This window comes from Leptospira ainazelensis, assembly GCF_016918785.1.
In the GTDB taxonomy this organism is placed as follows: Bacteria; Spirochaetota; Leptospiria; order Leptospirales; family Leptospiraceae; genus Leptospira; species Leptospira ainazelensis.
The window spans coordinates 66,573-85,173 of sequence record NZ_JAFFPT010000006.1 but is presented as its reverse complement, the minus strand read 5'-3'; the positions used below and the strand labels follow the sequence as shown (position 1 = coordinate 85,173).

Below are 18,601 nucleotides of genomic sequence, written 5' to 3'. Positions count from 1 at the left end.
AGATGATGGGAACGATTCGTAAATGGAGTGGGGGACTTTTCCTTTTGGGAATCGGATTCAATCTTCTTTGCGCGTCTTGGATGAATTTTTCCGGAATCTGTCCGGTTGGAATGCCGGGTTTTTCTCGGACGATCTCCGAACAATCTCTTCCACCTTGTCATGAAGAATCTTCCAATTCGACTTCTTCCGAATCTTCGGCGCCTTGTTGTTCTTCGGAGATCGTAAAGGTCGATTCGACAGTTGAATTTCGTTTCGAAATCCAAAAACTTTTTCAATCGAATGAAATCCTCGTTTTATTTTTCTTTTCCACCGAATGGATTTTCAATCCGACGGATTCACATCTAAGTCTCAATCGTTACCAAAATTTTTCTCTTTCCGATTTCAAAACTCCGCGATCCTTTCTTCAAATTTTCAGAATTTAATCCGACTCATCATTCTTCTTTTTTTAAAAAAAATTAGGAGGAACCTATGAGTTCTCTACGGATTTATCTTATCATTCTTCTATTCTATTTTTCCTTTCCTATTTTTGGAGAAGAAAAAGACGTGCACTCGGTTTTGGAATTGATTGCAAAAGAACACCCCGAGGCAAAGTCCCTCGGTCACTTGACCCACGCACATCAATCGCATACGGAAGCCTCGGGAATTCTTCCGGATCCGAGAATCGGTGTCGCCTATCGTAACTTTCCTACCCGAAACGGTTACGCTCTTAACGACAGACCTTTGGATACTCCGACGATGACGGGAGTCGAGGTTTCTCTTTCTCAAGAATTTCCGTTTCCGGGAAAGTTAGGAGCCGAGCAAAAAATTTCCAAATACATGGAGAAAGAAGCGGGCTTTAGTTATCTTTCCGGGATCAATCGGCTTTTGGGAGATCTTCTCTCCAAACTCAATCGATATCAAAGACTTCAGAACAAAAAAATCCTAAACGGAAAGATTATGCAAATCCTTTCGGCGCAGAAGAATATTTCGGAAAGTTACTATTCTTCCGGAAACATATCGCTCGCGGGAAGTCTGAAGGCAACTGTCGCCAAAACTGAATCCTTTGAAAAAGAGACCGAATACGATACAAATCTAAAAGACCTTTCCTCCCAGTTGAGTTACTTTCAAATCGAGGAGAAACTTTCCTTTTCCGATCTTTCCTCTTTAAATCTCGAAAACTACTTTAAAGAAAATGAATCTATGATTCTAAGTTTGAGAGATTCCTTAGAATCCATTGCGACTGAGAATCCGGAATACAAGTCTTATCTTACGAGCGAAAAAAGACTCAAAGAATCCGCAAAACTCAGTAAACTTTCCCTTCTCCCTCAAACCGAAGTTTTTGTTTCCTATATGAACCGGAGAAACCAAAACTTTGCGATCGATCGTGGTCCACTGGACTATCGAGTGATGGACACTACCGAATACCGGGGCGATCTTTTTAGTTTCGGAGTCAATGTAAGAATTCCCGTTTGGTCCGCTCTCAAATGGGAAAGTATTACGGGTCAGTATGAGAGAGAAGCCGACGCAGGAAAAGAATCGGCGGAGAAAGTCAAGAGTCAGGTGATCTCGGAGCTACATCGAAACATAGAACTCATCGGCGGTTACAAAAGGCAGATCGAAATTCTTCAAAAAAAATTGATTCCTGAATTGGAAAGAGTGGTCCGCGCCAATGCATCCTTGTATGTCCCGGGAAAGGCGAGTCCTCAGGATATTCTCATAACTCAGGTGGAAGTCATCAACGCGCAGATTCGTAAAGAGGATTTGATCGAAAGAAAAAACGAATCGATTTTAAACGTCCTTCGTATCTTGAGTCAAATTTACACCGATCCCGATGAAGGCTCACATTCCGCTCACAAAACAAAAGGAGCCGGTCTATGAAGTCCCCATTTCGTTTTGTGATCTCCGTTCTTCTACTTTTGGTTTTTGTTTGGAACTGCGCCAAAGAAAAAGAAATTTATTATTGCCCAATGCATCCGACTTATACGTCGGACCGTCCCGGCACTTGTCCGATCTGTAATATGGATCTCGTAAAAAAAGATCACGGAGAACACGAAGAGCATAACGCAGGTTCCGCTTCCGTTTCGAATACGATGAATCCTTCGGATACGACAAAAAAAGCTCCGACTCCTCAAGAAACCGATTCCCAGAAATCAGAGAACGTTTTGGAGGATGTTTCTTCCAACCGGGAGCTTTTTCTTTCCTTAGAAAAACAACAATCCATCGGTATCAAAACCGATCTTGTTCTGAAGCGAAATCTGACAAAAAAAATCTCGGCGTATTCTACCGTAGCCTATGATCCCGAATTGTATACGGCTTTGACCGAATATAAGGAAATGCTACGTTCTCGGGAATTTTTCTCCGATACGGGATCCTCACTCGGTGGGCAGAATCTTCAGATTCGTTTGAGACAGCTGGGGCTTTCCACGGATCAGATCCGGCTCTGGACTTCCGGTAAAAGGGATCCATCCGAACTTATCCTAGGAGGAAAATTCGGGCGGTCTCATATCTATTCTCAAATTTATGAATCGGATTTTTCTTCGGTTCATGTCGGTTTAAAAATTTCATTCAAAACCAACGTCTATCCGGATACAACTTTTCACGGAACGATTCGAAGTATCGATACGATCCTGGATAAAAACACCCGAACCCTTCGTCTGCGAAGCGAGATCGAGGATAAACAACAAAAACTCAAACCTCAGATGTTCGGGAATTTGGAAATTGAAATTCCACTAAAACAAACTCTGAGCGTGCCGACTTCCTCGATTCTGGATACCGGCGCCTATAAAATCGTTTACGTACAAACCGGACCGGATCGTTTTTTGGCGACTTCCGTGAAAACCGGTTTAAACACCGGAGATTGGACTGAAATCAAGGAAGGGCTGAAGGAAGGGGAAAGAGTCGTCTCCGAGTCCACTTTCCTGATCGACTCCGAAGCAAGGATCCGTTTCGGTTCCGCCCTACATACTCACTGAGGTAGTCATGATTCAGAATATCATTCGTTTTTCAGTAAATCATAAATTTCTAATTCTTTTGGTTACGATCGGATTACTTCTGGGATCCTTTGTTTCCTTAAAGAACATTCCCCTGGATGCGATTCCGGATCTTTCCGATACGCAGGTGATCGTCTATTCCCGTTGGGATCGAAGCCCGGATATCTTAGAAGACCAAGTAACGTATCCGATCATCACTTCTCTTTTGGGAGCTCCTAAAATCAAAGCGGTTCGCGGCTTTTCCGATTTCGGTTATTCCTACGTCTACGTGATCTTCCAGGATGGAACCGATATCTACTGGGCAAGATCCAGAGTTCTCGAGTATCTAACGAGAATTCAATCCAATCTTCCCGCGGGAGTGAAGGTGGAATTGGGTCCGGACGCGAGTTCGGTCGGTTGGGTCTATCAGTATGCTCTTTCGGATACTACCGGAAACTCTTCTCTTTCCGATCTAAGAACTTTTCAGGACTTTAAACTTAGATATTTACTCAACGCGGTTCCGGGAGTTTCCGAAGTAGCTTCGATCGGAGGTTTTAAAAAACAGTATCAAATCACTCTCCAGCCAAATGCTTTACGTTCCTATAATATAGATTTCGAAACCTTGGTTCGAAAAATCCGGGAAAGCAACCAAGAAACCGGCGGAAGGCTGGTCGAACTTTCCGGTGCGGAATTTATGGTTCGGGGAAGGGGTTATCTTTCTTCCCTGGAAGACATCGAAAATATATCTTTAGGAACCGATCTCAACGGAACCCCGATTCTTGTAAAAAACGTGGCTACAGTTTCCTTGGGCCCTGATATCAGAAGAGGAATCGCGGATCTGAACGGGGAAGGGGATGTCGTGGCCGGAACGATCGTAATGCGACACGGCGAAAACGCGTTAAACGTCATCGAACGTCTCAAAACAAAAATAGAATCGATTCGAAAAAATTTGCCGAGCGGAACCGAATTGATAACCACCTACGATCGATCGGAGTTGATTCAAAATGCGATCTCGACGCTTCGGTGGAAACTGATCGAAGAGATGTTGATAGTATCCGCCGTAATTCTTTTGTTTCTCTGGCATTTTCCATCGGCGATCATTCCGATTCTTACGATTCCGATCAGCGTTTTGATCACTTTTATTCCGATGTATCTATTGGATATCAACGCCAATCTCATGTCCCTTTCCGGAATGGCGATCTCCATCGGAGTTCTCGTGGACGGGGCCATCGTAGAAGTCGAAAACGCATATAAGAAATTGGAAGAATGGGAAACTTCCGGAAGAATCGGCGATTATCACCAAGTCCGTTTGGAAGCGCTTTTGGAAGTCGGACCTTCCGTTTTCTTTTCCTTACTCGTCATCGCAGTAGCGTTTTTTCCGGTATTCGCACTTGTGGATCAGGAAGGAAGGTTGTTTAAACCTTTGGCATATTCAAAAAACATTGCAATGGCGGTTGCGGCGTTGCTCGCGATCACTCTGGATCCGGCCTTTCGAATGCTTTTTACAAGAATGGATCCTTTTGTCTTCAAAAACTCACTCCTATCCAAACTCGCAACAGGCCTTTTGGTAGGTAAATATTATCCCGAGGAAAAACATCCGGTCAGTAAAATTCTCTTTCGCTTTTATGGACCGGCTTGCCGTTGGGTTTTACACAATCCGAAAAAAACCATCTCCACCGGATTTGTTTTGGTGATTCTTACGATTCCTGTGTATCTGAGTTTAGGGTCGGAGTTTATGCCTCCTCTGGATGAAGAATCCCTTTTGTATATGCCGACCACATTACCCGGAATCGGCGTTGCGGAAGCTGAAAAATTAATGACCGCGATGGATCAAAAACTCAAATCCGTTCCCGAAGTCAAAAGGGTTTTTGGAAAATCGGGGCGATCGGAGACCGCGACCGATTCGGCTCCGTTCTCCATGATGGAAACCGTAATCCTTCTACATCCAAAAGAAGAATGGAGAAAAGCGGATCGATTTTATTCCTCTTGGCCTCGAATTCTACAATGGCCCTTTCTTCTATTTACATCGGAAAGGGTCACAAAGGAAGAATTGGTAAAAATTCTCAACGAGCAGATGCAATTTCCCGGAGCGACTAACGCGTGGACGATGCCGATCAAAGCGAGGATCGACATGCTCAGCACCGGAATGCGTACCCCGATTGGAATCAAAGTTTTAGGAGCCTCTTTGGAGGAAATCGAAAAGATCGGAGTTAACGTCGAATCGATTCTCAGAACGGTTCCGGAAACACGAAGTGTATTTGCGGAAAGAACCGCGGGAGGTTATTATCTCGATGTTGAATTAAAACGATTAAGTTTAGCAAGATATAATATATCCGTAGACGCCGCTCAACAGATCGTAGTATCCGCCATCGGAGGAGAATCGATCACTCAAACCATAGAAGGAAGGGAAAGATTTTCGGTAAATCTTCGTTATCCGAGAGAGTTAAGAGATTCTGTTGAAAAGATGAAATCCATACTCGTCCCAACTTCGACCTTTGGTCATATCCCGCTAAATGAAATCGCGGACATTAAGGTCAAAACCGGTCCGTCCATGATCCGGGATGAAAACGGATTTCTTGCTGGTTACGTTTACGTAGATCCGTCCACAACGGATATCGGAGGATACGTGGATCGCGCCAAAAAGATCGTTTCGGAGAAAGTTCAGCTTCCGAGCGGTTATTCCATAGAATGGAGCGGCCAGTACGAAAACATGATTCGAGTTCGGGAAAGAATGAAATACGTCCTTCCACTTACGATTTTTATTATATTCTTACTTTTGTATGCGAATACTAAATCGTATGCAAAAACATTGATTATCCTCCTCGCGGTTCCGTTTTCCTTGATTGGAGCGATCGGATTGTTGTATGTCCTAGACTATCACATTTCGGTTGCGGTTTGGGTAGGAATGATCGCGCTCATGGGGTTGGATGCAGAAACGGGAGTTTTTATGCTTCTCTATCTGGATCTTTCTTTTGAAGACGCCCGAAAAAAGGGGAGGCTACGCGATCCGGAAGAATGGATCGACGCCGTTTTGCACGGCGCCGTTCACAGGGTTCGACCGAAAATTATGACCGTACTCGCGGCAATGATGGGACTGATGCCGATCCTTTGGTCGCAGAGTACGGGTTCGGATGTGATGAAACGAATCGCGGCTCCGATGGTTGGAGGTCTTGTAACGAGTTTTATCTTAGAATTGTTAGTCTATCCTCCGATCTATTTACTCTGGAAACAAGGAGAGCTTTCCTCGCTCTTTAAATTTAAAAATCCGACGCAGCGAAAACAAGGATTCTTATCCGGGGCCGAGATCACCGCGCATGAGGGCGATCACAAGGACCGTAAAGATTCAACGAATCAACACCGGGAACATGGAAAAGATTCCGATCATTCCAAACACAAAAAATCCGGAAAAGAAAAAGAGAAAAATTCCGGAAAGGAACACGACCATTCTAAGATAAAAGAATCAAAAGGGAAGAAGTAAGTAACGAGCCGCGAGAGCAGAATGGTTACTTATGGAGAATAAACAAAAAAGCCGCCCGAAGGGCGGCTTTAAAACAACGTCTCAAGAAAAATCGATCAACCAAATCGGTCGCTTAACAATTTCACTACCTGATCCGGTCTCATGTTTGCCTGTGCAAGCATTGCGGAACCGCTTTTGGTAAGAATCTGGTTTCTTGTGTAATCCACGATTTGCTCGGCCATATCCGCGTCCCTCACACGGCTTTCAGCGGCGACCATATTCACATAACTGGACTGCAATCCTTGAGAAGTAATTTCCAAACGATTGTAGTAGGCGCCAAGATCGGCTCTTTGTTGATTGACTTTGGAGATGGCGGTATCTAAAATTCCGATCATCGCGTTGGCGCTGGACGGAGAGGAAAGGGCTTGTTTCTTTCCATTTGTCATCAGCTGCAAACCGGTGGCGTTCATCGAATCGATAAAGATATCCAGTTTTTCATTTTGGTTTGGACCAACCTGAAGTTGAATCGGTTTATTCGATTGTTTGGAATGGTCTCCGGAAAGCGGCTTGATTCGGTTAAACTCGGCGGATTTTCCGATTCGATCCACTTCCTCGATCAATTGATCGACTTCCAGTTGAACCAACTTTCGATCCTCATTCGAATAGATTCCGTTCGAAGTCTGGATGGAAAGTTCCCGAAGCCTTTGCAGAATGTTATTCACTTGTTCCAGAGTTCCTTCCGTTACCTGAATAAAGGAAACCCCGTCCATTACGTTTCGTTCCGCTTGTGCAAGACCGCGGATCTGAGTACGCATTTTTTCGGACATCGCAAAACCAAGAGCATCGTCTCCGGCGCGATTGATCCGCTGCCCGGTGGAGAGTTTCTCCATGGTCTTATCCAATTCTTTATTCACACTCTTCAGTACATTATTTGTACGGAGCGCACTTATGTTGTGATTGATGATCATTGTCACAACCTCCCTGTATCGTGTTGCCCGGATCCGTCCGGGCCGAAGTTTTGGGGCAGAAAACTGCCTTTGTTTATCCACTGCGAACTTCCACTCTGTTTGGAACGGAGGTGAAAGTTTTTATATTTTTTTCCTAAAGTTTTGTCCGGAGGGAGCCGAACTTAAGTTTAGGGAAGTTTTGTCAAAATATTAATTACATTCTTCCGTAAAAGCAACTCTTTTCCTTTTTAGTCTAAAAAAATCCTTTCCTTTCCATCGCGTTTTCTGAATGTTTTGATCGTATTTTGTCTCATCCTCGGTTGAGAAGTTCAGGGCAAGTTTAGGAATTATGAAAATTTATACTAAAAAAGGGGACTTTGGACAAACGTCATTGGCAACCGGAGCCAAGGTCCCGAAATCCGATCGTCGAGTGGAGTTGTATGGAACTGCGGATGAGCTCAATTCCACAATTGGAGTTGTGAAGGCTTTTTTACCGACGGGAAGCGTTCTTCATTCTCCCTTAGAAACGATCCAGAATTTACTTTTCGAACTCGGATCCGAACTAGCGGGTTTTCGTCCCAAAGAAGAATCCTGTATTTTAGAAGAGGATATTTCTTTTTTGGAGAATCAGATCGATCAGATGCAGGAAAAATTAACTCCTCTGAAAAAATTCATTCTTCCAGGCGGAACAAAGGCTTCTTCTTTTTTACACATTTCAAGAACGGTTTCCAGAAGAATGGAAAGAGAAATGGTTCGTTATAAGGAGGAAGGACTCGAAATTCTTTCTTCTCCGATGATTTTTATGAATCGTCTTTCCGATTACTTTTTTGTCGCCGCACGTTATGCGAACTTAGAGGAAAATATCCAGGAACCGACATGGACTTCCAGAGCAAAAGCGTAAATTCCCATCCAAAATCTCTTTCGATTCTTTTTCTAACGGAAACTTGGGAACGTTTTAGTTTTTACGGAATGCGGGCTTTGCTTGTGTTATTTTTGACGAAGGTCTTTCACTATTCCGATCCTGTAGCACAAGATATTTACGGTTATTATATCGGACTTGTTTATCTCACACCTTTGATCGGCGGTTATCTCGCGGATCGTTATCTCGGTTTTAAAGTTTCCATCTTTCTTGGAACGACGCTTATGATGTTCGGGCATCTGAGTCTGGCCTTTGAAACAAAGCCGTTTTTCTTTTTAGGATTAGCCTTGCTGATCATCGGAGTCGGGTTTTTTAAACCGAACATCTCGACTGTAATGGGAAGAATTTACGAAGAAGAAAACAAAAATCATCTAAAAGACTCCGGTTTTACGATCTTCTATATGGGAATCAACCTCGGCGGTTTTTTGGGTCCGATCTTCTGCGGTTATTTCAGCGCCGCTTTTGGCTGGGGTTACGGATTTGGGGTCGCGGCCTTCGGAGTTCTTTTTGGGATCCTCATTTTTCTTTTTGGACAGAGAATTATTCCTAAAAGCGTATTTGAACCGGGAAAAAAAAATCAGCTAAATCAATCGACTACACCGGTTCCACTGACCAACGAAGAAAGAGAACGGGTGGCTGTCATTTTTATCTTTGCAACTTTTATGATCATCTTCTGGGGAGTTTTTGAACAAATCGGCTCTTCGATGAATCTTTTTATCGACCGGCACGTGGATCGAAATTTATTCGGATATGAGATCCCAACCCCTTTGTTTCAATCCTTAAATCCTCTGTTGATTTTATTGTTTGCTCCTTTAGTCGCTTCGTTTTGGACCGCTCTTTCAAAAAGAAATCTAAAACCGGATACTTCCACGCGATTTGCCTACGGTTTTCTGATTTTAAGTTTCGGATATCTTACTTTGATCGGAGCCACCTACGATTTCAGACTCGGAAGCAAAATTTCACCACTTTGGCTTCTTCTTATGGTAGCCTTGATCACGATCGGAGAATTGTTTACTTCTCCAGTTGGTTTGTCTCTCGTAACCAAGTTAGCTCCAAATCATCTCGGCGGTTTCTTAATGGGGGTTTGGTTTATCTCCAGTTTTTTTGGAGGAATTCTAACTGGAAAGTTAGGGGGACTCATGAGCACCGAGAGTTTTCCGGCTTTTTTTGGAATGTTTGCCGGATTGGCATTTATAGGAAGTTTGATTCTATACTTGGCAAGAAAGAAGTTTCAAACGTGGATGCATGGCGGAGATTTGTAAGTCCGGATTCTTTCTTAACGTTTTTAATATATTAGGAGATTCTTATGTTTAGAATTCTGTTTACAATTTGGATTCTTTTTTTATCACAAACCGGAATTTATGCGGATCCGTTTTCCGAACTTTTGAAGGAAGATTTTGAAACCGGACAGACGCTCCTGATTAAGAATTCTGTCTTTCAGAAATTGGGCGGAAAATCCAAGGATCCAAAAGTTATCGAAATTACGAAAAATACGATTCCATGGGCAATCATGGAAGGTTTGGCTCCGGAGGCAGTCGCCCAATTGATCGTAAATCAATACTACGTTTCTCTTTCCGGAATGCGTTTTACGGAATCAGAAGACGCGATTCCTGCACTTGCAAAACAAAAACTCTCTGAAAAAGATTTCGTACTTGTCTCCTTATTTGTAAAAGAAACCGATCAAGCGGGAATTCGAGAAGAAATCAGAAATGTGTTTTTATCGACGGCGCTCAAATCCCGCTGGGACGGCTTTTCGGTATTGTCCGGCGGAAGGGCGTTGATCGCAGGAAAGAATGTGGGAATTCCTGAAAACAGATTGGCTTCTCGAATCTTAAGTATGTTCCCCGCAAAAGGCGGCTCTTCTCCTTTTGAAAAAACGGATTCCGCATTTCGCCAAGCTATCTTTTTAAATCCAACAAACGACCGTTATACGCTTGCATCCGATCTGCTTGCTCAATTAAAGAAGATTCACTCCGGAACAAAGAGTAAATCCTTGGATTCTTGGACGGCATCAATCGCTACCGCGCGCACCTTGGACAGCGGGCTGGATTCTGCCGGTCAAATTGTAATCGGAGATAGACCAAAATTTGGTTTTGAAGAGAATATTCCGGAGCCACCTTTGGTCCCAGAAGTAGAACCTGATGCTCCGGTTGCTCCTGGAAAAACCGACTGGGAAGTATTACGTTCTTCGAATTTACTTTCCGTCACTAAAGAATGGCAGGGAACACCTTATTATTGGGGTGGGACTTCTAAAAAAGGGGTCGATTGTTCTGGCTTTACGTTTAGCTCGCTTACCGACTCTAGGGTCGGGGTTCCCGCAAAAATCGTTCCACGTTTAGGAAGAGATCAGGCAAAGTCCGGAAGTCATATTGCACACAAAGACCTTCGTGCCGGGGATCTCATTTTCTTTTCGGCTTCACCCAACCAGAGCAAAATCACACACGTAGGACTCGTTATTTCGGATAAAGAATTTTCTCATGCGTCTTCGACAAGAGGTGTAGTTATCGATAAGATTTCTATGAAATGGTGGGTCGATCGTTATGTGACTTCAAGAAGGGTTTTTAAGAAGGTAAATCCTTAAAAAGTCTTGATAGGATTTTTATCCGAAAGTGAATATAAAAATGTTCGTCATATTAGAAGGTCGTGGTTGAGAGGAGAAGTAAACTCGTCTCGACCATTTTCTCTTGAACCATAAGTCAAATGTTTTTTTACGGAGAGCATTCCCTCTTTATAAAGGAGAATCGCTCAGTTCCGGAAATTGAAATATTCCAAAGATTGCGAGAGAGCTCTTGTCTTTTTTTAAGAATCAAACCAGTCTCGGTAATCTAAAACAGAGAAAAGATGGGACGGATCGCATTCTAATCGTCGACTGATTCGATTTTCGTAGAAATCGAGGTGGAGGATATATCTGTAGTTTCTGTGAAATGTGGGAGCTCCCTCATTCATAGTTCGTACGATAGAACTTCCAACTCCAATGTCATCCAACCAAAGGAGATAATTAAAAAGATAACAACGAGACACGCCATGTGTCTGCGATAGAACTCCGAGTAAGGACCAGGTCGCCGTGCCGACTCGAACATTCATTCTTTTCATCTCTTCGCCCCCAAAACTGGGTTGATATAAGGTCTTTCCGGCCTTATTCCCCAAACGTTTTATGGAAGTCAGGTATTTTCCGTATCTTATCAAAAGCATTGGAATTTTCCTTGAGAGCATTCTTCTCTCCCTTTCTTCATAACGTGACAACGTGGATTTCGGAATGAGCAATGTCGCTACTTCCGTTCTGTGTTCCTGGAGAATGGAACGAATCTCTTGTTCGGAATTCAAAAGTAAGGTGGCCATACATAGAACGGTTCTCAAAAGAGTCTTCCACAGATTGATTCCTCCGAAAAAAAGAAAAAATTCTTAAAAAAAAATCTTCCCGAGTACCGAAAACAGTTTCATCCCCACCTTTCCAAGTTCCAAACAGGTTCAGAAATTCTCCTCCGAGCAGAAAGGTTCCGAAAACATCGGAAATTGGAAATATAGGAATCACGAGCCAATAAGCAAAAAAATAGATTCAAAGAAAATAAAGTATCGGGAGAATCCGAAAGGGTTTTAAGAAAAAGGAAATTATTCTTTCAAATTGAGTTCTTCGACGATTTCCAAAAGAATTTTTGTTTTTTCCATCGGGTTTGGGTCGACCAGAATTTCTTGTTTTTTGGAGAATTCAAAGTTGAGAATGGAAGCGATAAAATCGATGGGAAAAGGATGAGTCATGAGCTCGTTCATTCTCAAAATAAGATCCTCTCCCGCGCCCTCGGAAAGCAGAATCCTTTTGGTCATAAAAAGAAGTCTTTCAAAAGTTTTCTTAAAATCTTTATCTTTTAGATATTCAAAATCGGGTTCTATTTTTTCGATTCTTGCCACCCGAAAAGGTTCTACGGTTTCATAGTCTATGAGTTTTGCGATTCCTTTGCCTTCTAAAAGAATATTGGATCTTCCGTCGGGAAGAGGATCTCTTCGAATGATCTTTCCCCATCCAAAAACGGTTTCTATTTCCGGATGTTTTGACGGCGCCCTTGATTTTGCGGGAAGAATGGGAGCTACGGCCAATTCTTCTCCGGATTCCATACAATAATCTAACATCAGCCTGTATCGGGGTTCGAAGATATGCAGAGGTAAGTAAGTCCCCGGGAATAGAATGATTTCCGGCAAAGGAAAGATAGGGACAGTAGTTGTTGACACGGGAAGGATACTATAGCGGCTTAGAGAGAAACCGTAAATCAAAATCCAAAGGCTTGGTAGAATTTGTATTATCTGGACCGAAATCGTTTTCAAACTTCCACAGAAAAACTAAAAGACTTAAGAATTATCGTAATCGGTGATTTTATTTTGGATGAATACCTTATCGGTGAAGTAAGCCGAATTTCTCCGGAAGCTCCCGTTCCCGTCGTCTGGGTAAGAAAGGAAAAGATTACTTTAGGGGGAGCAGGAAACGTAGTCAAAAATTTATCGAGCTTGGGTGTAAAATCCGTCGTACTTGGAAGAGCAGGAAAAGACGAAAAAGCGAAAAACCTTCTGGAACTTCTTTCCAATGAAAACACAGACAAAGAAAAAAACTTTCTTCTTCAATCCGAAGAGGTTCCGACAATTCTCAAGACACGTGTCATTGCCGGACACCAACAAGTCTGCAGAATCGACAAAGAAGAATTAAAGCCCATCACAAAACAGGAAGAGCATCTTCTTATCCAAGCATTCTTAGATAGAATCGATTCTTCCGACGCGGTCATTCTTTCGGATTACGATAAAGGGACTCTGACTCCGAGACTCATTCAAGAAATTTCAAAGATCTGCGTGGACAAAAAAAAGATCGTAACAGTCGATCCTCAGGTGAGTCATTTTTTTCTCTACAAAGGAGTGAGTATCCTCACTCCTAATCATCACGAGGCGGGAAAGGCGATCGGAAAAAAACTCGAAACCGATTTAGAAATTCTGCAAGCCGCGAAAGAAATCACCGAAAAACTTTCTTCTCCTTCTCTTATGATTACGAGAGGGGAAAAGGGAATGAGTTTATATCTGACTTCTCAAAAAGAAATCTTTCATATCCCAACGGTCGCCAGGGAAGTTTTTGACGTAACCGGAGCAGGGGACACTGTCATCAGCGCTTATACCGCTTATCACGCGGCGGGACTCAATCAGTTGGACGCAAGTGTTGTCTCCAACGCCGCCGCGGGAGTTGTCGTCGGAAAACTCGGAGCCGAAACCGTAACTCCTGAAGAACTCAATTCTTCTCTCCAATCTATGGGAACCTTTTCAGGTTAGGATATGGATTTGAAAAACCATATTATCCCGTGGGAAGAAGCAGCGTCCTTTTCCAATCAAATTCGAAATTCTAAAAGAATCGTTTTTACAAATGGATGTTTTGACCTCGTTCATCGCGGACATCTCACTTATCTTTCTCAAGCAAAGGAACTCGGAGATTTTCTCTGGATCGGCCTCAACGGGGATTCTTCCGTAAAAAGGCTCAAAGGAGAGCACCGACCCGTTGTTTCCGAAGAGGATCGAGCGATTCTCCTGGGAAATCTTCGATTTGTAGACGCAGTTACGATCTTTACCCAAGATACTCCGCTGGAGCTCCTACGTTTGGTTCGACCGGCGATTCACGTCAAGGGAGGAGATTATAAAGTGGAAGATCTACCGGAAACACCCTTGGTTCGGGAATTCGGAGGAGAAGTCAAGATCTTGCCCTTTGTACCCGGAAAATCCACCTCGCTTTTGATAGAGAAAATCCTGAAACTCTAAAACTTCCCCTTTCCATTTTTTTAGAGACAGAATTCAGAGAAATTCCTGTTTGAATTTCTGGAAACTCCCAAAACTCTGTTCTGAAAGGCGGGAATGGAAGTTGTCGAGAACTAAGTTTATCTTTGTAACCGGAGGGGTGAGTTCCTCACTTGGAAAAGGAGTCACAGTAGCGGCTCTGGGATGTCTTTTGGAAAGTAGAGGATATACTGTTTCCCTCCAAAAGATGGATCCATACATCAACATCGATCCGGGAACCATGAGTCCGTATCAGCACGGAGAAGTTTACGTCACCGCCGATGGAGCCGAGACCGATTTGGACCTTGGTTACTATGAACGTTTTACTCATTCCAAACTCACCAGGAAGAATTCGGTTTCGACCGGACAAATTTATAATACCGTAATCCAAAGAGAAAGAAAAGGAGACTACCTCGGTCGAACCGTCCAGGTTGTTCCTCATATCACGAACGAAATCCGAAACCGAATGTATATCGTCGCCCGAGAGGAGAATCCGGATTTTATCATCGTGGAAATCGGAGGAACCGTAGGCGACATCGAGTCCATTCCATTCTTAGAAGCGATCCGTCAGATGCGTTACGAACACGGAAGCTCCAACGTTCTTTTCGTCCATCTCACGTTAGTTCCTACGATCACCGCCGCCGGAGAAGCGAAAACAAAGCCGACCCAACATTCCGTAAAAGAATTACTAGGTCTAGGTATTCAACCCGATATTCTGGTTTGCAGAGTTTCACAGCCGATGACCAAGGAAATGAAAAACAAACTTTCCCTTTTTTGCAACGTCAAGGAAGAGAACGTAATTTCCGCGAGCGACATCTCCACTTCTATATACGAAATTCCTAAAATGTATAAGGAAGAAAAATTGGACGAAGTCGTTTTGAAAACGATGGGTCTGGAACTTGGAACTTCTAAGTTTGAAGATTGGGATTCGATGGTGAAAGGACTTCTCACCACGAAACATACCGTTCAAGTTGCGGTTGTGGGAAAATACATATCCTTACAAGACGCCTATCGTTCGATCTACGAAAGTCTTTCTCACGGCGGAATCGCTCACGAAGCTAAAGTAGAATTCGTAAAAATTGATCCCGAAAACCTGGATAAGGAAAACGTAATCAATACCCTCAAAAACGTTCACGGAATTCTGGTTCCGGGAGGTTTTGGGGATCGTGGAATCGAAGGAAAAATTCTCGCGATCCAATACGCAAGAACCCAAGGAATTCCTTTTTTCGGAATTTGTCTCGGGATGCAGTGCGCTGTCGTAGAGTTTGGAAGAAACGTCCTCGGTTTGAAGGATGCAAATTCCACCGAAATCAGACCCGACACGGAAAACCCCGTGATCTCGCTTTTAGAGGAACAAAACGATATAGAACAAATGGGCGGAACGATGAGACTCGGTTCCTATCCTTGCAAAATTAAAAAAGGAACTCTCGCCTTCGCGGAATACAAGTCGGAACTCATACACGAACGTCACAGACATCGTTTTGAATTTACGAACCGCTACAAACAACAATATGAAGAAAACGGAATGGTTCTTTCCGGTTCCTCTCCGGATGAAAATCTCGTAGAGATCGTGGAAATTCCAAAACACAAATGGTTTATCGGGGTTCAGTTCCATCCCGAATTTCAATCCAAACCGACGGCGCCTCATCCTTTATTCGCTGGATTTATCGGCGCCGCCGTGAAATACTCAAAGAAAGGATAATCATGAAAGACAATACCTGCACCCAAAGAGAATTCCTAAAGGGAGCCAAAATCGGAGGAGACCAACCATTCTTTCTGATCTCGGGCCCTTGTGTGATGGAAAACCGAGACCTCTTGGATCGGGTCTGCGCGGAGATGATTGAAATCTGTGGAGAATTAAAAATTCCTTATATTTTCAAAAGTAGTTTTGATAAAGCAAACCGTTCCTCCGTAAATTCTTATAGAGGTCCTGGACTCGCGGAAGGTATTAAGAATTTAGAATATATCAAAAACAAATACAACGTCCCGGTGCTCACGGACATTCACGAAACACACCAAATCGGACCTCTCAAGGACGTCTTGGATATCTATCAGATTCCCGCATTTTTATGCAGACAAACCGATCTCATAGCGGAATCGGCGAAAACCGGCAAATGGGTAAACGTCAAAAAAGGACAATTCTTAGCTCCCGCCGACACGCGTCATATCGCGGTGAAGATGAAAGAATCCGGAAACGACAAAGTTCTCGTAACGGAAAGAGGAACGAGTTTCGGTTATGGAAATCTGGTCTTTGACGGAAGAGCGGTTCCGATCATCCACGGCTTCGACATTCCCGTTATCTTCGACGCGACTCATTCCGCTCAACTTCCCGGAGCCGCTGGAAACAGCACCGGTGGTCAGAGGGAATTCATCCCGAGCATCCTCCGTTCTGCGGTTTCCTTGGGAATCGAAGGGATCTTTATGGAAGTGCATCCCGATCCGGACAAGGCTCTTTCCGACGCGACGACTCAATATCCTCTTTCTCAGATCAAAAGTCTTCTCAAGGAAATGATAGCTTTGGATCGTTACGTAAAAAAAGAGATTCTATCTTCCGCAAATCATTCGTAATCGGACCTCTCATGAAACACAAGGTGGAAAGTCGGAATCGGTTTTTTTTCTTTCTGATTCTGCTCGGGTTCTTTGCGCCTTTCTTCCAAAATTGTAAAAAAAAGAATTACGAAAGAGTGGAAAAGGAAAGAGAAAGCGGGGCTTCCATTTCCATTCGAAACTTCAAAAGAGAAGCCTACGATCAGGACGGAAAACTTCAATGGGAACTGAAAGCCCAAGAATCCTACGTCTATGTAAATGAAAACAAAACTATCTTTTACAATATCGATTTTGATCAGTTCGAAAACGGAAAATTCAAATCCAAACTCCTCGGCGAAAAAGGCGAAATCAATCATAAGACCCGATTGATGAAATTGGAAGGAAAGATCTTTCTTAGAACCGACGACAACAAGATTCTCACCGCAAAACAGATCGAATACAATATGGACACGAAGAAGTTGGAATCCAATTCCGAAGTGACGGTGAGCTCAGATGGGACTACGATTCACGGTGTCGGATTACGCGCCGACAAGGACCTAAATAAATTTACGATTCTAAAACCTTCAGCGATCACACAAGGCGGAACCAATCCGCTCAAAGCGGCCGGTTCCAAATGATTCGAAAGGTTTTACTTTTGATTCTATTTTGTTTTGCACTTTCGCAAAATCATGGAAACGTAAAACCACCTCTTCTTATCGGAAGCGAAACCGCAGACAGAAAATTCGTAAGCATTCCAGAAAACGTGGAAAAGAAAAACACGGCTCCGAGTTTCCCCACTTTGTGGGGAGGTTCCGCTCTTACACAAGAAGACAAGGTAATCTCCGGACTCAAGATCACCGCATTCATCTTGGAAGGGGGCGCTTGGATCCAACACAAAAAGGTCAAACTCTCCGCCAATCAAATCGAAGTCTACGGCAAAGACGCATTCAAAGGATTTCTAAAAGGCGGAGTGTTTATCCAAGACGGAGACAACGGAGTCACGTTACGTGCAGGCACGGGTGAATACGATAAGATCGAAGAAAAAATTTATATCAAGGATCGTCCCAGACTCTTTCACACCGATAAAAGCGGAACCAAAACCGTAATCTCCGCGACCTTTATCGAAAGAAACCTTGCGAAGAAGACAACTCTTTTGAAAGAAAACGTAATCATAGCTCATCCACAAATCACGATCCTTTGTAAGGAAGCGGTTTTTGAAGAGGACGAAGACAAGATCACAACGGATCCGAATCCGATTCTTATCGCAAGGGATCGTTATCTCACCGGAAATCAACTCACATTTTATACAAACGAAAACAGAGTCGAACTCACAGGAGAGAGTATTCTTTTTCAGAATTATATGGATACCGAAAAGGTGGAAACTAAGGATTCAAAAGAAAAACAACAACCGACGGAAGAAAAAACAAAAAAAGAAGTAAGAAGAATCGCGATCCTCAAAGGAGATCGTTTAATCAGTGATAAGGATGAGACTGGAGAAACCAGAGTCGGTCTCTATGGAAACGCGACCATCTATCGTCATACCATGAAAATGAACGCGGAAAAACTGATCAGCTATGGAAAAAATTCCACGAAAGTGGAAGCCAGAAATCAGATCACGATGTTTGATCGTGAAAACCGATTGATCCTCTCCGGGAATGTCCTTGACTACTTCAAAAACGAACAGTACATTCATTTGACCGATTCGGGAAAAATCGATTTTCTTGATAAAAAAACGGACGCGATCACGAGCACGATGACCGCAATCGAGTTTGAACGATTTATGGATAAGAATGAAACCGTAATTCGTGGAAACGTTCTGATAGAAGGTAAAGATTCTTCCGCAACGGGAGAATACGCCACATATTTTGAAAAAGAGGAAAAAGTGTATCTTGAGGGAAATCCAACGTTGAAAAAAAACGGCCGAGACATTCATGCAGGAAGAATCATATTCTTTCCGAGGGAAGGTAGAGCCCTTTTGACCGATGGAATCATTCCCGGAAAGTAAATT

15 protein-coding genes and 1 pseudogene are annotated in these 18,601 nt (G+C 43.2%); 13 read left to right on the top strand and 3 right to left on the bottom strand.

Annotated features, from left to right (window positions below):
- The first annotated feature begins 2 nt into the window (after positions 1-2).
- The 4 genes and pseudogenes from JWG44_RS01500 to JWG44_RS01485 form a co-directional block, all read left to right on the top strand.
- Positions 3-422, top strand: a complete 420-nt coding sequence (locus tag JWG44_RS01500; protein ID WP_205273199.1) for a hypothetical protein — start codon at positions 3-5, stop codon at positions 420-422.
- A gap of 46 nt (positions 423-468) precedes the next feature.
- Positions 469-1,857 (top strand): TolC family protein, encoded by a 1,389-nt coding sequence (locus tag JWG44_RS01495; protein WP_205273198.1) that lies wholly within the window; start codon positions 469-471, stop codon positions 1,855-1,857.
- Entirely contained in the window at positions 1,854-2,951 is a 1,098-nt protein-coding gene (locus JWG44_RS01490) for an efflux RND transporter periplasmic adaptor subunit (protein ID WP_205273197.1), read from the top strand. The genes JWG44_RS01495 and JWG44_RS01490 overlap by 4 nt, the downstream gene beginning before the upstream one ends.
- 7 nt (positions 2,952-2,958) lie before the next feature.
- Positions 2,959-6,207, top strand: a pseudogene (locus tag JWG44_RS01485) (efflux RND transporter permease subunit); the annotation flags it as partial.
- A gap of 314 nt (positions 6,208-6,521) precedes the next feature.
- Here the strand turns inward: JWG44_RS01485 and JWG44_RS01480 are convergent.
- A complete protein-coding gene (locus JWG44_RS01480; protein WP_205273196.1) occupies positions 6,522-7,373 on the bottom strand; it encodes a flagellin N-terminal helical domain-containing protein in 852 nt (283 codons plus the stop codon).
- 328 nt (positions 7,374-7,701) lie between these two features.
- Here JWG44_RS01480 and JWG44_RS01475 point away from each other — a divergent pair, with 328 nt between their 5' ends.
- From JWG44_RS01475 to JWG44_RS01465, 3 genes are read left to right on the top strand one after another with little or no spacing between them, the layout of a single operon-like run.
- Positions 7,702-8,253: a cob(I)yrinic acid a,c-diamide adenosyltransferase gene (locus JWG44_RS01475; RefSeq protein ID WP_205273195.1), complete on the top strand. Its 552-nt coding sequence runs from the start codon at positions 7,702-7,704 to the stop codon at positions 8,251-8,253.
- Positions 8,229-9,533 carry a peptide MFS transporter gene (locus tag JWG44_RS01470; RefSeq protein WP_205273194.1) on the top strand — a complete coding sequence of 435 codons (1,305 nt, stop codon included), beginning with the start codon at positions 8,229-8,231 and terminating at the stop codon, positions 9,531-9,533. The genes JWG44_RS01475 and JWG44_RS01470 overlap by 25 nt, the downstream gene beginning before the upstream one ends.
- Positions 9,534-9,577: 44 nt before the next feature.
- A complete protein-coding gene (locus tag JWG44_RS01465; protein ID WP_205273193.1) occupies positions 9,578-10,852 on the top strand; it encodes a C40 family peptidase in 1,275 nt (424 codons plus the stop codon).
- A gap of 218 nt (positions 10,853-11,070) precedes the next feature.
- On the opposite strand, the gene JWG44_RS01460 is transcribed toward JWG44_RS01465, so the two are convergent.
- Positions 11,071-11,610 (bottom strand): DUF1564 domain-containing protein, encoded by a 540-nt coding sequence (locus JWG44_RS01460; RefSeq protein ID WP_205273220.1) that lies wholly within the window; start codon positions 11,608-11,610, stop codon positions 11,071-11,073.
- Positions 11,611-11,880: 270 nt separating this feature from the next.
- Complete coding sequence (locus tag JWG44_RS01455) at positions 11,881-12,504, bottom strand: LON peptidase substrate-binding domain-containing protein (RefSeq protein ID WP_205273219.1); 624 nt, start codon at positions 12,502-12,504, stop codon at positions 11,881-11,883.
- Between the two features lie 54 nt (positions 12,505-12,558).
- Here JWG44_RS01455 and rfaE1 point away from each other — a divergent pair, with 54 nt between their 5' ends.
- The 6 genes from rfaE1 (at position 12,559) to JWG44_RS01425 (ending at position 18,598) form a co-directional block, all read left to right on the top strand.
- Positions 12,559-13,572: a D-glycero-beta-D-manno-heptose-7-phosphate kinase gene (gene rfaE1 / locus JWG44_RS01450; protein WP_205273192.1), complete on the top strand. Its 1,014-nt coding sequence runs from the start codon at positions 12,559-12,561 to the stop codon at positions 13,570-13,572.
- 3 nt (positions 13,573-13,575) lie between these two features.
- Positions 13,576-14,052: a D-glycero-beta-D-manno-heptose 1-phosphate adenylyltransferase gene (gene rfaE2, locus JWG44_RS01445; RefSeq protein WP_205273191.1), complete on the top strand. Its 477-nt coding sequence runs from the start codon at positions 13,576-13,578 to the stop codon at positions 14,050-14,052.
- Positions 14,053-14,152: 100 nt separating this feature from the next.
- Positions 14,153-15,769, top strand: a complete 1,617-nt coding sequence (locus JWG44_RS01440) for a CTP synthase (RefSeq protein WP_205273190.1) — start codon at positions 14,153-14,155, stop codon at positions 15,767-15,769.
- 2 nt (positions 15,770-15,771) lie between these two features.
- Positions 15,772-16,635 carry a 3-deoxy-8-phosphooctulonate synthase gene (gene kdsA / locus JWG44_RS01435; RefSeq protein WP_205273189.1) on the top strand — a complete coding sequence of 288 codons (864 nt, stop codon included), beginning with the start codon at positions 15,772-15,774 and terminating at the stop codon, positions 16,633-16,635.
- An 11-nt stretch (positions 16,636-16,646) separates the two neighbouring features.
- Complete coding sequence (gene lptC / locus JWG44_RS01430; protein WP_205273188.1) at positions 16,647-17,231, top strand: LPS export ABC transporter periplasmic protein LptC; 585 nt, start codon at positions 16,647-16,649, stop codon at positions 17,229-17,231.
- Entirely contained in the window at positions 17,228-18,598 is a 1,371-nt protein-coding gene (locus JWG44_RS01425; protein WP_205273187.1) for an LptA/OstA family protein, read from the top strand. The genes lptC and JWG44_RS01425 overlap by 4 nt, the downstream gene beginning before the upstream one ends.
- The last annotated feature ends 3 nt before the right edge of the window (positions 18,599-18,601 follow it).

Coding starts and splice junctions, on each gene's coding strand:
- JWG44_RS01500 (WP_205273199.1), top strand. CDS start 3: ATGATGGGAACGATTCGTAAATGGAGTGGGGGACTTTTCCTTTTGGGA.
- JWG44_RS01495 (WP_205273198.1), top strand. CDS start 469: ATGAGTTCTCTACGGATTTATCTTATCATTCTTCTATTCTATTTTTCC.
- JWG44_RS01490 (WP_205273197.1), top strand. CDS start 1,854: ATGAAGTCCCCATTTCGTTTTGTGATCTCCGTTCTTCTACTTTTGGTT.
- JWG44_RS01480 (WP_205273196.1), bottom strand. CDS start 7,373: ATGATCATCAATCACAACATAAGTGCGCTCCGTACAAATAATGTACTG.
- JWG44_RS01475 (WP_205273195.1), top strand. CDS start 7,702: ATGAAAATTTATACTAAAAAAGGGGACTTTGGACAAACGTCATTGGCA.
- JWG44_RS01470 (WP_205273194.1), top strand. CDS start 8,229: ATGGACTTCCAGAGCAAAAGCGTAAATTCCCATCCAAAATCTCTTTCG.
- JWG44_RS01465 (WP_205273193.1), top strand. CDS start 9,578: ATGTTTAGAATTCTGTTTACAATTTGGATTCTTTTTTTATCACAAACC.
- JWG44_RS01460 (WP_205273220.1), bottom strand. CDS start 11,610: ATGGCCACCTTACTTTTGAATTCCGAACAAGAGATTCGTTCCATTCTC.
- rfaE2 (WP_205273191.1), top strand. CDS start 13,576: ATGGATTTGAAAAACCATATTATCCCGTGGGAAGAAGCAGCGTCCTTT.
- kdsA (WP_205273189.1), top strand. CDS start 15,772: ATGAAAGACAATACCTGCACCCAAAGAGAATTCCTAAAGGGAGCCAAA.
- lptC (WP_205273188.1), top strand. CDS start 16,647: ATGAAACACAAGGTGGAAAGTCGGAATCGGTTTTTTTTCTTTCTGATT.
- JWG44_RS01425 (WP_205273187.1), top strand. CDS start 17,228: ATGATTCGAAAGGTTTTACTTTTGATTCTATTTTGTTTTGCACTTTCG.